Genomic DNA, 12,502 nt, shown 5'->3' on the forward strand with positions numbered 1-12,502 from the left:
AACAAAAAATGGGGCGCATTGAATGCGCCCCATTTTTTATGCCTGAAACCCCGCCTCTGTAGGAGCCGGCTTGCCGGCGATGGCGATCTCAGCGACGCCATCGCCGGCAAGCCGGCTCCTACAGAGGGAGAGTCGCTTAATTACGCTTGAGCATCACCGGCAACTGCGCCACCAGCTTCGCGTTGTTCAACGGCGCCCGGATGAAGCCACGCTGCGTGCCGTCCGGCCCGATCACCGCGAGGTTGCCACTGTGGTCGACGGTGTAGTTTGGCTTGTTGGTGTCCGCCGGAATGAACGGAATGCTCACCGCGTTGGCGACCTTTTGCAGCTCATCGATCGACTTTGGCGCGAGGCCGACAAACTGCGGGTCAAAGTAGCTCAGGTACTGCTTGAGCTGCTGAGGCGTGTCGCGATGGGGATCGACGCTGACCAGTACGATCTGCAGCTTGTCCACCGCCTCGGGCGGCAACTCGCTCTTGATCTGTCGCAGCTGGGCGAGGGTGGTCGGGCAGACGTCCGGGCAGAAGGTGTAGCCGAAGAACAACAGGCTCCACTTACCCTTCAATTCATTGACCGCGACCGGCTGGCCGTCCTGATTGGTCATCGTCACGTCCGGCAGATTGCGGCTCTGCGGCAGCAAAATGATACCGGCGTCGATCAGCGCCGTCGGATCGCCCTGGTTTTTTCCGGACAGTACCTTGTTGACGGTCAGGCCCAGGATCAGTGCGACCAGGGCGACGAGGATGAAGACGGTTTTCTGGGTTCGAGTCATAGGTTCAACAGTAGGTAGTGGTCTACGAGCAGGGCGATAAACAGCAGGAACAAGTAGTAAATAGAGTACTTGAACGTGTTGATCGCCGCGTGCGGCCGAGTGCCACGGTACAACACCACGGCCCATTGCAGAAACCGCGCCCCCAGCCCGAGCGCGCAGACCAGGTAGAGCATACCGCTCATGTGGATCACGTAGGGCATCAGGCTGACGGCGAGCAGCGCAAAGGTATACAGCAGGATATGAATCTTGGTGTAGTGCTCGCCATGGGTGACCGGCAGCATCGGGATGTCGGCCTTGGCGTATTCCTCCTTGCGATGGATCGCCAGCGCCCAGAAGTGCGGCGGGGTCCAGGCGAAGATGATCAGCACCAGCAGCAGCGGTTCGGCGCTGACGTGACCGGTGGCGGCGGTCCAGCCGAGCAAGGGCGGCGCGGCACCGGCCAGACCGCCGATGACAATGTTCTGCGGGGTCGCACGCTTGAGGAATCCGGTGTAGATCACCGCATAGCCAAGCAGCGAGGCGAGGGTCAGCCACGCGGTCAGCGGGTTGGTAAACGCCAGCAGCATGGCTTGCCCGAGGGCCGCCAATACCAGCGCGAACGTCAGCGCAGCAGTCGGAGAGATCCGGCCTTCGGCGAGCGGCCGTTTGTGGGTGCGCGCCATCACCGCGTCGATGCGCCGGTCCACCACATGATTGACCGCCGCGGCGCCACCGGCACACAGGGCGATGCCCAGGTTGCCGAATACCAGCACCGTCCACGGCACCCCGGCACGGGTCGCGAGGAACATCCCCACCAGTGAAGTGATGAGCATCAGCACCACGACTTTGGGTTTTGTCAGTTCCAGGTAGTCACGCCAGATCGCCTGACTGGGACGTTCGCCGATCAGAATCGCCATGGCATCTCTCCTTTTATTGTTATGGGCCCGGCTGAGTGTTTACGCAGGCTGAAGCGCCAGCGCGTTGGCTGCTTGACCCGGACCAGACTGGTTCGGGCGTGGTAATTGACCAGCACCATGGTCAGCAACAGCGCCGCGCCGCCGGCGTTATGCGCGACGGCCAGCGGCAGCGGCAGATGGAACAGCACGTTGCTGATGCCCAGGGTGATTTGTGCGCCAAGGGCGATAAGCACCAGGCCTGCCAGGCGTGTCATGCCGACCGCCCTCAATTGCCATGCCAGACCGAGCAACACCAGGGTGACCAGCAAGGCGCCGATGCGATGGGTCAGGTGGATGGCCGTACGGGCGTCGCTGTCCAGTTGCCCGCCGAGGTAATTCGGACCGATGTGTTGGGTCAGATGAAAGCCATTGGCAAAATCGGCAGGCGGCAGCCATTGGCCGTGACAGGTGGGAAAGTCGATGCAGGCCACGGCGGCGTAGTTGGAACTGACCCAGCCACCGAGGGCGATTTGCCCGATCACCAGCAACAGCCCCGCCGTCGCCCAGTGCTGCAAACGTCGTGGCACGGTCAGCGCCGGCAGTACGCCGGACAGGCGCAAGGTCAGCAGAAACAACAGGCTCAAGGTCGCGAAGCCACCAAGCAAATGCCCGGTGACCACCTGCGGCCAGAGCTTGAGCGTTACCGTCCACATGCCGAACGCGGCCTGGCCAAAGACCACCGCCAACAGAAACAATGGCAACTTCACCGGTTGCCCCGGATGACGGCGATGCAACCACGCACGACCGGCCAACACCGCGATCAACACGCCCAGCGTGCCAGCGAAGTAGCGGTGGATCATCTCGTTCCAGCCCTTGTGGGCCTCGACCGGAGCGTCCGGGAAATGCAATTCGGCATGAGCCAGCTGGGCTTCGCTTTTCGGCACGCTGATGAAACCGTAGCAGCCAGGCCAGTCCGGACAGCCGAGGCCGGCGTGGGTCAGGCGGGTGTAGGCGCCGAGCAATACCACGATCAGTGCCAGCAAGGTGGCAAACAACGCGAGGCGAAATCCAGGCTTGGCCATGACGATGCCCTTATCCGATGTTCGACAGTTTCAGCAGGTGGCGCAGATCGTTCAGCAGGTCCTTGCCCTTCACCGACGGGTCGTAGCGCAGCACCAGATTGCCGTGGGGGTCGATGATCCACAGGTGCGGCGCGTCATTGCCCTGAGCGCCTTTTGTGTAGGCAGGCAAGTCCAGTGGATAGCGTTGCAACTGCGGGTACTCGCGTTGAAGTTTAGTCTCGTAATCGCTGTTCAGCGTCTGCGCGCAGGCCAATGCATGGCTGGCGCGGGACGCATCGCGGCCGAGGCCGATCTGGATCTGCCGCGCCAGGTACACCAGTTGCTGGCAGTCCACCGCGCAATCCTTGGGCGCGGTCACCAGGATCTGCCAACGCTCTTCCTGGGCCTGCACGCCAATGTCCGCGCGGGTCTGACCGTTGCCGATCAGTTCGCCGTGATAACTGCGGCCCTCGGGCACCCAGAAATTCAGCTTGTACATGCCGGTGGCAAGGATCATCGGACCGATCACCCCGAGCAAAATCAGCAGCAGTTGCATACGGCCCTTGCGCCGGTTCACCGAAGGTTTCGCCTCAGACATGCTGGGTGGATTCATGGCCGCTCCCATGGTGTTTCTCCTTTGCGTTGTGCCAGCCGAGATAGAGATAAAGACCGAACAGGGCGATCGCCATGGCGAACCACTGCACGGCATAAGCGATATGTTTTTCAGGGCCCATGGCGACCACCGGCCAGTCGGCCTGATAGGTGGCCGGACCGGTTTCGGCGCGTAGCTCAAAGGCAAAGCCTTCGCGGTTCAGCGACTTCCAGAGACTGGCCGGTTCAACGGCCGTAATCAGCTTCGGCCACGTCGCTGTTGCCGGGTCTGCATGCAACTGAAACGGCGCACCGGGGGACACGTAGACCCACGCGTCGAGGCTGACGGCCTCAGCAGGTGTCTTGAATTGCACGGGTGTGCGGCGTTCCGGCCATGGCAGCCAGCCGCGATTGACCAGCAGCCAGAGCCCCCTGGCCTGATCATGAAAGGGTTGCAACAGCTCGACGCCGACCCTGCCATTACGTTGACTGTTGTCGAGCAACAGGCTGTGTTCGGCATCGAAGCGGCCGTGCAGGCGAATCCGACGGAAAGCCGGGTCAGCGGTGTATTGCAGTTCGGTGCTGGCCATCGGCTCGGAGGCCCGGCGCTCGGCGTAGGTTTGCAGCAGCGCGCTTTTCTCCGCGCCCCGGCTCAATTGCCAGAACCCCAGGGACACCAGTAGCGGCAGCAACAGCGCGACCACCAGCGTTGGCACGATACCCGGCCGAAAGCGCTTCATGGCATCGCCAGAAAGTCGGTCATCGCGATAGCTATACTCAAGTGCATCGCCTGTCCCCCGGAGTCCCACCATGCTCAAAGAAGCCATCGTCCTGATGCTGATTGCCACGGTTGTCAGCCTGTTCAGCGGCCTGTTTTTTCTGGTCAAGGACGACAGCCGCTCAAACCGCCTCGTCATTGCCTTGAGTGTGCGTGTCACGCTGGCCGCCATTACCCTCGGTCTGATCACCTGGGGTTTTTTCAGCGGCCAGCTGGTTTCTCATGCCCCCTGGTAGCCGTGTAGGAGCCAGCTTGCTGGCGATGGTGTGTCAGACACGTTGATTTCGACTGACATACCTTCGCGAGCAAGCTCGCTCCTACAGTACGTAGACGAAAACGAATAACCCGATCCACACCACATCCACGAAGTGCCAGTACCAGCTCGCCGCTTCGAAGCCGAACTGGTGCTCGCTGTCGAAGTGCCCGCGCATCACCCGCATCAGCATCACGAACAGGATGATGGTGCCGATGGTCACGTGGGCGCCGTGGAACCCGGTGAGCATGAAGAACGTCGCGCCGTAGATGCCCGAACCCAGGGTCAGACCCAGTTCGCGGTAGGCGTGCATGTACTCTTCGGCCTGGAAGGTGAGGAATGCACAACCCAACACTACGGTGAGCGCCAGCCAGAGTTTCAGTGCGCCGCGATGGCCCTTTTTCAAGGCGTGGTGGGCGATGGTCACGGTCACGCTGGAGCTCACCAGCAACACGGTGTTGAGCAGCGGCAGGCCCCAGGGGCTGATGACCTCCTTGGGCGGCGGAAACAGTTTCGAGTCGGGGTTGTCCAGCAGCGGCCAGGTGAACTGGAAGCTCGGCCACAGCATATGCGCGATGCCTTTGGTGCCTTCACCGCCAAGCGCCGGCCCGGAGACGTGACGCACATAAAACAGTGCGCCGAAAAAGGCGATGAAGAACATCACCTCCGAGAAAATGAACCAGCTCATGCCCCAGCGGAACGAACGATCCATTTGCGCGCTGTACAAACCGCCGCGACTTTCCTTGATCACCGTGCCGAACCAACCGAACAGCATGTAGGCCAGCAGCAACCCGCCGACGAAAAAGATCAGAGGCCCGTGGGATTCCGGGCGCGCCGCTTTCAGATCGTTGAACCAGGTGGCCAGGCCAAACACCGTGACGAACATGCCGACCGTGGCGATGATTGGCCATTTGCTCTGGGCCGGTACGTAATAATGCTCATGAGTTGCCATTTATTGTTCTCCTTATCGGGCACGCTCAGCCGCCAGTGTTTACAGCTACCGGTGGATGTCGGGCGGTGATATCGAACAGCGTGTAAGACAGCGTCAGGTGCTTCACATCCTTGGGCATGTCACGGTCAACGATGAAACGTACCGGCATCTCGATCCGTTGACCGGGCTGCAGCACTTGCTGGGTAAAGCAGAAACATTCGGTCTTGTGGAAATACGCCGCCGCGGAGCTTGGCGCAATGCTCGGCACGGCCTGGGCACTCATCGGCTTATCGGTAGGGTTGTGGGCGATGAAGATCATCTCGTTCACCGCCCCCGGGTTAGCCGTCAGTTCGTCATGCTTGGGGTAAAAATCCCACGGCATATCGGCGGAATTGGTCGACAGAAACTGCACACGCACCTGCCGCGAGGTGTCGACCGTCTGCTCCCCCTCGTACTGCCCGGCGGTCTTGCCATTGATGCCGAAGGCCTTGCACATCACGTCGTAGATCGGCACCAGCGCAAACCCGAACACAAACATTGCCCCCACGACCAGCAATAGACGGGTGACCAGTTTCTTCAGCGAAATCGAGTCAGCCATGATTGCAAACCTCTACACCAACCCCTGTAGGAGCGAGCCCGCTCGCGAAAAACCGGAGAACGCCGCGGGGTATCAGGCTTCCAGCGTTATCGTTGACGACCATCGCGAGCAAGCTCGCTCCTACAAAGGGCCAGGTGTTCATTTCACTTCCGGCGGCGTGGTGAAGGTGTGATACGGCGCCGGCGACGGGATGCTCCACTCCAGGCCTTCAGCCCCATCCCACGGTTTGGCTGGTGCCGGCGGGCCGCCGCGAATGGTCTTGATCACGATGAACAGGAAGAAGATCTGCGTGGCCCCGAACATGAATGCGCCGATCGACGACACCATGTTGAAGTCGGCGAACTGCAGGTTGTAGTCCGGAATCCGTCGCGGCATGCCCGCCAGCCCCACGAAGTGCATAGGGAAGAAAGCCAGGTTCATGCCGATGAACGACAACCAGAAATGCAGCTTGCCGAGGGTTTCGTCGTACATGTGGCCGGTCCATTTCGGCAACCAGTAGTAGGCTGAGGCGAAGATCCCGAAGATCGCCCCCGGTACCAGCACGTAATGGAAGTGCGCGACCACGAAGTAGGTGTCCTGGTACTGGAAGTCCGCCGGGGCGATGGCCAGCATCAATCCGGAGAAACCGCCGATGGAGAACAGGATCACGAACGCCACGGCAAACAGCATCGGTGTCTCGAACGTCAGCGAACCCTGCCACATGGTGCTGGCCCAGTTGAACACCTTCACGCCCGTTGGCACCGCAATCAGCAGGGTGGCGTACATGAAGAACAGCTCGCCCACCAGCGGAATGCCGACCACGAACATGTGGTGCGCCCAGACGATGAACGACAGGAACGCGATACTCGCCGTGGCGTAGACCATCGAGGTGTAGCCGAACAGCGGCTTGCGCGAGAAGGCCGGAATGATCGAGCTGACGGCACCGAAGGCCGGCAGGATCATGATGTACACCTCGGGGTGGCCGAAAAACCAGAACACGTGCTGGAACAGCACCGGGTCTCCGCCACCGGCGGCGCTGAAGAAGCTGGTGCCGAAGTGGATGTCCATCAGCATCATCGTCACGCAACCGGCCAGCACCGGCATCACCGCGATCAGCAGGAACGCGGTGATCAGCCAGGTCCAGACGAACAGCGGCATTTTCATCAACGTCATGCCGGGGGCGCGCAGGTTGAGGATGGTGGCGATCACGTTGATCGCCCCCATGATCGAGCTGATCCCCATCAAGTGAATGGCGAAGATGAAGAAGGTCACGCTTTCCGGTGCGTAGGTCGTCGACAGCGGCGCGTAGAACGTCCAGCCAAAGTTCGGTCCGCCACCGGGGGTGAACAGCGTCGAAACCAGTAGCAGGAACGCCGCCGGCAACAGCCAGAAGCTGAAGTTGTTCATTCGCGGCAGGGCCATGTCCGGCGCGCCGATCATCAGCGGGATCATCCAGTTGGCGAGGCCGACGAAGGCCGGCATCACCGCGCCGAAGACCATCACCAGACCGTGCATGGTGGTCATCTGGTTGAAGAATTCCGGCTGGACGATCTGCAGCCCCGGCTGGAACAACTCGGCGCGAATCACCATCGCGAACGAGCCGCCGAGCAGGAACATGGAAAACGCAAACCACAGGTACAGGGTGCCGATGTCCTTGTGGTTGGTGGTCAGCACCCATCGCATCAGGCCTTTGGCGGGGCCGTGGGCGTGGTCGGTGGCGGTATGAACATGTTCATCGATTACAGCAGTCATGTCCTGTCTCCTGCAAACAGATGGGCTGGGCAGGTCGGGATGCGTAGCCCCGACCGGTTCCTTACGTGCGCAATAGACCGGGTCATTTGCTTTCCGCCTGTTTCAGCTCCAGCACTTCTTTTGGCGTGACCATGTCGCCCTTGTTGTTGCCCCAGGCGTTACGTTCATAGGTCACGACCGCTGCGATATCGACTTCCGAGAGCTGTTTGCCGAACGCGGCCATGGCGGTGCCAGGCTTGCCGTGGAAGACAATGCTCAGGTGACCTTCTTTCGGTCCGGTGGCGATTTTCGAGCCCTTGAGTGCCGGGAACATCGGCGGCAGGCCCTGACCTTCGGCCTGGTGACAGGCCACGCAGGTCGTGTGATAGACCTTGTCACCGCGCTCCTTGAGCTCGTCGAGGGTCCATTCCTTGCTGGTCAGCTCTTTGAGCTGCGCGGCCTCGACCTTGCGATCGGCCAGCCATTTTTCGTAGTCGGCCTTTTCCTTGACCTCGACCACGGTCGGCATGAAGCCGTGATCCTTGCCGCACAACTCGGCGCACTGGCCACGGTAGATGCCGGGCTTGTCGATGCGGGTCCAGGCTTCATTGACGAACCCGGGTATCGCATCGCGCTTGACCGCGAAAGCCGGCACCCACCAGGAGTGGATCACGTCGGCGGAAGTCACCAGGAAGCGCACTTTGGTGCCGACCGGCAGCACCAATGGCTTGTCGACCTCGAGCAGGTAGTGCTCGCCCTTGGCTTCCTTGTTGTGGATTTGATCCTGGGGAGTGGTCAGGTTGCTGAAGAACTCGACGTCCTGGCCCAGGTATTTGTAGTGCCACTTCCACTGGTAGCCGGTGACCTGGATATCGATCTCCGGCTCGCTGGCGTCGTACATCTTGATCAGGGTCGCGGTAGCGGGAACCGCCATGGCCACCAGGATCAGGAAGGGCACGATGGTCCAGAGGATTTCGACGGTGGTGCTTTCATGAAATTTGGCGGCCACCTGCCCGGTCGAGCGCCGGTGGAGAATCATCGACCAGAACATGGCACCAAAAACGATGATGCCGATCACCACACAGATCCAGAAAATGGTCATGTGCAGGTCGAATACTGCGTGACTGATTTCAGTCGCTCCAGGCGCCATATTCACAGTCCAGGCCGCTTGTGCCTGACTGAAAATCGACCACAACAGGAGGCCCATCCAGACATGTGGATGTCGCATCATTGCGGGTTCCCCTTATCGTTCTTGTTATCCCGCCGGCTTTCACCTGCGGCAAGGGAGCGGCTGCATCAGACTACGAACTTGAGCACCGGGCCTTGCTGCATATGCAGTCGGGCGTCATCAGCTAACTCCATTCCACCCCGAGTATAGACAGCACCTCCGACCTCGCAATGCGAAGGCGTAAATCATCTGAAACAGCATTAACTTGCATTGCAGGGCACGAATGGAGAAGGATGCAGACGAATGGTGGCAAACCGATATAACGGGGTCGTCTCAAGGATGAAATAATTATGACAAATGCGTCTTAGCATTTTTCGTAAGCCAGCTAAGTTATGTCTTCCCTATTTCATTGCCTTGTTTCCTGGAGTTTTCATGAACACCGCCGCATTGCGCGAGCAGATCCAAAAAGCCCAACAACACGAAGCCGAGACCGGCCTGCTGACGCGTCAGCTGGAAAGTAAATTGCCTCATCTACACCCGGCCATCCAATTGCCGGAAGCGGACGCCAATGGCGTGCTGACGCGATTTGTCACCGCCTACATCGAAGAAGTACCCGATCTGCTGGATGCAGCCAATGAAGTCGCCAGGGAAGCGGGCATTGAGTCACAGATCAAACCGGTCCTGACAATCGCCGAACAGTACTTCCTCCAGCCGCCAGCCATCATGGCCGGCCATGTCGGGCTCGACAGCCTGCTGGATGAAGCCTATCTGGCGCACCGGTTTGTCGAAGAGGTCAACGATCTGTACATCAAGCATTTCGGCCAGCCACTGATCCCCTTGGACATGACTGTCGCCAACCTGATTGCTCACCAATTGATCGGTGAGGAGTTCGCCAACCAACTGGATGAGGCGGTGCATCACGCCATCGACGAGATGCTCAACGAAGAGAGTTTTGCCCTGGAGTCGGTGGAAACCTACCGCGAAAAGCTCAGTAGCCCGGACACCGGCGCCGCATGGAAACGCTGGCCGTGCATGTCCCGCCGCCTGGGCGTAGGTCTGGAGCTGGATCAGCCGGCGGCTTGATCCCTGAAACCTGTGGGAGCGGGCTTGCTCGCGAATGCGGTCAATCAGTCAACGTTGATGTCGACTGACATGCCGCTTTCACGAGCAAGCCCGCTCCCACAAAAGTTCAGCCAGCCGCACCGACGCCGGTATTCGTCCGCACCCGCCCCTCGAGCCGACGCTTCAGCCCCCGCGACTCAATCAACAGCTTCGAACCCTTGCCCGCATTGGCTCGTCCCCATTCCTCCAGCAATTCCAGACACGAGTGATCGATGTAGCTCAGGTTATTGAGCGGCACATGCACCGTCGTACCCACCGGAATGCTGCCCAACACCCGGGTCAGCGCCGGTACTTTGAGGAAAGTCGCCGCGCCCGTCAGACGCAACTCCATTTCCCCTTCCCGAGGCAGGTCGATCAGGCTGATCTTCAAGCGCGAAGCTTTCAGCGCCAGTTTCACCAGGGTCAGGCCAAAGCCTATCAACACGCCCGTCAGCAGGTCGGTAAAAACGATGGCCAACGCGGTTGCCGCGTAAGTGAACATCGGCGCCCGACCATACCGTCCCAAACCCCGAAAGACCTTGAGATCCACCAGTTTGAAACCGGTGTACACCAGCACACCCGCCAGGCTTGCCACCGGAATGCGTTGCAGGACGCTGGACAGCAACAGTACGAACGCCAGCAGCCACAGGCCGTGGAATATGGTCGAAAACCGGGTGGTTGCTCCGGCCTGAACATTCGCCGAACTGCGCACGATAACGCCGGTCATCGGCAACGCCCCAAGCAGGCCACACAGCATGTTGCCGATACCTTGCGCCGACAATTCCCGGTCAAAGTCCGAGCGCTGACCACTGTGCATCCGATCAACTGCCGCGGCTGAGAGCAAGGTTTCGGCGCTGGCGATAAAGGCCACGGCAAACGCCGCGATCAGCAATGTCGGATCGGCCAGGTTGAGCAGGTCCACCGGCTTCAGCCAATCGATGGCCTCCGTCAGGTTGGCCGGTACCTCAACCCGTTTGACCTGCAACGCCAGCGCCAGGCTGGCAAGCGTGGCCAGACCGACACCCAGTAGCGCCCCGGGAATGAAGCGCAGGGATTGCGGACGGAATTTTTCCCACAGCCACATGACAGCAATCGTCGACAGCCCGAGCAAACCGGCTTGCCAGCCAAACGTGGGCAATGCCTGAGCCAGCGCCGCCGGGAAGGCTGCCAGGTTATCCAGGCCCGAGGGTTTGGGTACGGCATCCAGCATTACATGCACTTGAGACAGGACGATCAGCACACCAATCCCGGCCAGCATGCCGTACACCACCGCAGGCGCCGTCACTCGAAACCAGCATCCCAGCTTCAATCGACCCGCCACCAGTTGCAGCAAACCCGCCAGTAACAGGATGGGCCCAAGCATGGCGATACCGTGTTGGCGGACCAGTTCGAAGACCAGAACGGCCAGCCCCGCCGCCGGGCCACTGACTTGCAACGGCGAGCCGGCCAACCAGCCGACCACCAGACCGCCGATGATCCCGGTGATCAAGCCTTTGGCGGGTGGCAGCCCCGAGGCAATGGCGATGCCCATGCACAGGGGCAGGGCGACAAGAAACACGACCACCGAAGCCAACAGCTCCCGTGGCAGAACAGCTTTGAGTCGAGCAGCACGCATGGTGAGTCTCCCGAAGTTTTCTTCAGGCATGGCAAAGCCAGGCTGCCTGAACGGCAGCCTCGGCTAAACCACACAACGATTTAGGAGGAGTTAGAAGCGCGCTTTGGGCGTCGCCACGGGAATTGGCAGGCTGCCATTGAGCGGCAGGAAACAGCCTTGATCGGCGTCGTACGCTTTGATTTCGCTGGTTTCGATGTTGTAGACCCAGCCGTGGATAAACAGCTGACCGTTGGCCATGCGCGAGGCAACCGACGGATGAGTACGCAGGTGCTGCAATTGGGCGATCACATTTTCCTCGGTGAGGATGTGCATGCTTTCGCTTTCGTTAGAGCAGTTGCAGTTCTCCTGCACCATGGTCTTGGCCACTTCGGCATGACGCAGCCAGGCTTTGACCGTGGGCATTTTCTCCAGACTGTCCGGGTTGAGTACCGCGCGCATGGCGCCGCAGTCGGAATGCCCGCAGATGATGATGTGATGCACCCCCAGGGCCAGTACGGCGTACTCGATGGCCGTGGAAACACCACCGTTCATTTGCCCGTAAGGCGGCACAACGTTGCCGACGTTACGGGTCACGAACAGATCGCCCGGGGAGCTTTGTGTGATTAATTCAGGAACGATGCGCGAATCGGCGCAGGCGATAAACATCGCTCGTGGCCGCTGGGCCGTGGCGAGTTTCTTGAAGAGCTCTTCCTGCTGAGGAAAGATCTCATGATGAAAATGCAAAAAACCGTCAACGATATGCTGCAACGCTGCATCGGCGGTTTCGGCCTCGGGTTGGGCTGAAGCCGACGCAGCCAACGGCTGTTTATCCTTGTCACTCATCAATTCATCCTCATTGGCGGGCTCAGGGAGTCATCCCATGCGGTCCGGTGCGAAGCCAGTGGCTGGTTAAAAAACATCCAGGCCAAACATCTCGACCCATCAGTCACTCGATGAACAAGGTAGCGGCCGAATCTTAATTGAAACTGAATAAAACGCTCTAGAATGCGTGTTCCAGGTCACAAAAAACGTGACCAGCCTAAGGCACGAGCGCGATCTTCAGTACTCAA

14 protein-coding genes are annotated in these 12,502 nt (G+C 60.0%); 3 read left to right on the forward strand and 11 right to left on the reverse strand.

Annotated elements, in window-relative coordinates; all coding sequences use genetic code 11:
* Positions 1–136: 136 nt before the first annotated feature.
* From AB7M25_RS00315 to AB7M25_RS00335, 5 genes are read right to left on the reverse strand one after another with little or no spacing between them, the layout of a single operon-like run.
* A complete protein-coding gene (locus AB7M25_RS00315; protein ID WP_429561131.1) occupies positions 137–772 on the reverse strand; it encodes an SCO family protein in 636 nt (211 codons plus the stop codon).
* Positions 769–1,668 (reverse strand): heme o synthase, encoded by a 900-nt coding sequence (gene cyoE / locus AB7M25_RS00320; RefSeq protein ID WP_015092898.1) that lies wholly within the window; start codon positions 1,666–1,668, stop codon positions 769–771. Before cyoE ends, AB7M25_RS00315 begins: the two co-directional genes overlap by 4 nt.
* Positions 1,656–2,729: a COX15/CtaA family protein gene (locus AB7M25_RS00325; RefSeq protein WP_429386743.1), complete on the reverse strand. Its 1,074-nt coding sequence runs from the start codon at positions 2,727–2,729 to the stop codon at positions 1,656–1,658. Before AB7M25_RS00325 ends, cyoE begins: the two co-directional genes overlap by 13 nt.
* Before the next feature lie 10 nt (positions 2,730–2,739).
* Positions 2,740–3,333: a hypothetical protein gene (locus AB7M25_RS00330; RefSeq protein WP_429386745.1), complete on the reverse strand. Its 594-nt coding sequence runs from the start codon at positions 3,331–3,333 to the stop codon at positions 2,740–2,742.
* Positions 3,299–4,039 carry an SURF1 family protein gene (locus AB7M25_RS00335; RefSeq protein WP_454236865.1) on the reverse strand — a complete coding sequence of 247 codons (741 nt, stop codon included), beginning with the start codon at positions 4,037–4,039 and terminating at the stop codon, positions 3,299–3,301. Before AB7M25_RS00335 ends, AB7M25_RS00330 begins: the two co-directional genes overlap by 35 nt.
* 70 nt (positions 4,040–4,109) lie before the next feature.
* Between AB7M25_RS00335 and AB7M25_RS00340 the strand changes: the two genes are divergently transcribed.
* Positions 4,110–4,313, forward strand: a complete 204-nt coding sequence (locus AB7M25_RS00340; RefSeq protein ID WP_454236866.1) for a twin transmembrane helix small protein — start codon at positions 4,110–4,112, stop codon at positions 4,311–4,313.
* A gap of 81 nt (positions 4,314–4,394) precedes the next feature.
* On the opposite strand, the gene AB7M25_RS00345 is transcribed toward AB7M25_RS00340, so the two are convergent.
* Together AB7M25_RS00345 and AB7M25_RS00350 are read right to left on the reverse strand one after the other, a co-directional pair.
* Positions 4,395–5,282, reverse strand: a complete 888-nt coding sequence (locus tag AB7M25_RS00345; protein WP_429386752.1) for a cytochrome c oxidase subunit 3 — start codon at positions 5,280–5,282, stop codon at positions 4,395–4,397.
* 25 nt (positions 5,283–5,307) lie between these two features.
* The gene (locus AB7M25_RS00350; RefSeq protein WP_429386755.1) at positions 5,308–5,859 is read right to left on the reverse strand and encodes a cytochrome c oxidase assembly protein; all 552 of its coding nucleotides are present in this window, start codon (positions 5,857–5,859) and stop codon (positions 5,308–5,310) included.
* Between AB7M25_RS00350 and AB7M25_RS00355 the strand changes: the two genes are divergently transcribed.
* Positions 5,858–6,031, forward strand: coding sequence for a hypothetical protein (locus AB7M25_RS00355; protein WP_454236867.1), 174 nt, complete (start codon positions 5,858–5,860; stop codon positions 6,029–6,031). The two genes, AB7M25_RS00350 and AB7M25_RS00355, sit on opposite strands and share 2 nt — an antisense overlap.
* On the opposite strand, the gene ctaD is transcribed toward AB7M25_RS00355, so the two are convergent.
* Together ctaD and coxB are read right to left on the reverse strand one after the other, a co-directional pair.
* Positions 5,998–7,590, reverse strand: coding sequence for a cytochrome c oxidase subunit I (gene ctaD / locus AB7M25_RS00360; RefSeq protein ID WP_007969820.1), 1,593 nt, complete (start codon positions 7,588–7,590; stop codon positions 5,998–6,000). The two genes, AB7M25_RS00355 and ctaD, sit on opposite strands and share 34 nt — an antisense overlap.
* Before the next feature lie 82 nt (positions 7,591–7,672).
* Positions 7,673–8,800, reverse strand: a complete 1,128-nt coding sequence (gene coxB / locus AB7M25_RS00365) for a cytochrome c oxidase subunit II (RefSeq protein WP_007969821.1) — start codon at positions 8,798–8,800, stop codon at positions 7,673–7,675.
* A gap of 369 nt (positions 8,801–9,169) precedes the next feature.
* Here coxB and AB7M25_RS00370 point away from each other — a divergent pair, with 369 nt between their 5' ends.
* Positions 9,170–9,820, forward strand: a complete 651-nt coding sequence (locus AB7M25_RS00370) for a hypothetical protein (protein ID WP_429386759.1) — start codon at positions 9,170–9,172, stop codon at positions 9,818–9,820.
* Between the two features lie 106 nt (positions 9,821–9,926).
* Here AB7M25_RS00370 and AB7M25_RS00375 read toward each other — a convergent pair whose 3' ends face one another.
* Together AB7M25_RS00375 and AB7M25_RS00380 are read right to left on the reverse strand one after the other, a co-directional pair.
* Positions 9,927–11,453 carry a SulP family inorganic anion transporter gene (locus tag AB7M25_RS00375; protein ID WP_429386762.1) on the reverse strand — a complete coding sequence of 509 codons (1,527 nt, stop codon included), beginning with the start codon at positions 11,451–11,453 and terminating at the stop codon, positions 9,927–9,929.
* A gap of 90 nt (positions 11,454–11,543) precedes the next feature.
* Positions 11,544–12,275, reverse strand: a complete 732-nt coding sequence (locus AB7M25_RS00380) for a carbonic anhydrase (RefSeq protein WP_007969824.1) — start codon at positions 12,273–12,275, stop codon at positions 11,544–11,546.
* Between the last annotated feature and the right edge of the window lie 227 nt (positions 12,276–12,502).

Source organism: Pseudomonas sp. AP3_22 TE3818 (assembly GCF_053628995.1).

Excerpts from the sequence above, each read along its gene's own strand:
- AB7M25_RS00350 (WP_429386755.1), bottom strand. The coding sequence starts at position 5,859 with ATGGCTGACTCGATTTCGCTGAAGAAACTGGTCACCCGTCTATTGCTG.
- cyoE (WP_015092898.1), bottom strand. The coding sequence starts at position 1,668 with ATGGCGATTCTGATCGGCGAACGTCCCAGTCAGGCGATCTGGCGTGAC.
- AB7M25_RS00345 (WP_429386752.1), bottom strand. The coding sequence starts at position 5,282 with ATGGCAACTCATGAGCATTATTACGTACCGGCCCAGAGCAAATGGCCA.
- AB7M25_RS00355 (WP_454236867.1), top strand. The coding sequence starts at position 5,858 with ATGATTGCAAACCTCTACACCAACCCCTGTAGGAGCGAGCCCGCTCGC.
- AB7M25_RS00375 (WP_429386762.1), bottom strand. The coding sequence starts at position 11,453 with ATGCGTGCTGCTCGACTCAAAGCTGTTCTGCCACGGGAGCTGTTGGCT.
- AB7M25_RS00335 (WP_454236865.1), bottom strand. The coding sequence starts at position 4,039 with ATGAAGCGCTTTCGGCCGGGTATCGTGCCAACGCTGGTGGTCGCGCTG.
- AB7M25_RS00380 (WP_007969824.1), bottom strand. The coding sequence starts at position 12,275 with ATGAGTGACAAGGATAAACAGCCGTTGGCTGCGTCGGCTTCAGCCCAA.
- AB7M25_RS00325 (WP_429386743.1), bottom strand. The coding sequence starts at position 2,729 with ATGGCCAAGCCTGGATTTCGCCTCGCGTTGTTTGCCACCTTGCTGGCA.
- AB7M25_RS00330 (WP_429386745.1), bottom strand. The coding sequence starts at position 3,333 with ATGGGAGCGGCCATGAATCCACCCAGCATGTCTGAGGCGAAACCTTCG.
- AB7M25_RS00315 (WP_429561131.1), bottom strand. The coding sequence starts at position 772 with ATGACTCGAACCCAGAAAACCGTCTTCATCCTCGTCGCCCTGGTCGCA.
- ctaD (WP_007969820.1), bottom strand. The coding sequence starts at position 7,590 with ATGACTGCTGTAATCGATGAACATGTTCATACCGCCACCGACCACGCC.
- coxB (WP_007969821.1), bottom strand. The coding sequence starts at position 8,800 with ATGATGCGACATCCACATGTCTGGATGGGCCTCCTGTTGTGGTCGATT.
- AB7M25_RS00340 (WP_454236866.1), top strand. The coding sequence starts at position 4,110 with ATGCTCAAAGAAGCCATCGTCCTGATGCTGATTGCCACGGTTGTCAGC.
- AB7M25_RS00370 (WP_429386759.1), top strand. The coding sequence starts at position 9,170 with ATGAACACCGCCGCATTGCGCGAGCAGATCCAAAAAGCCCAACAACAC.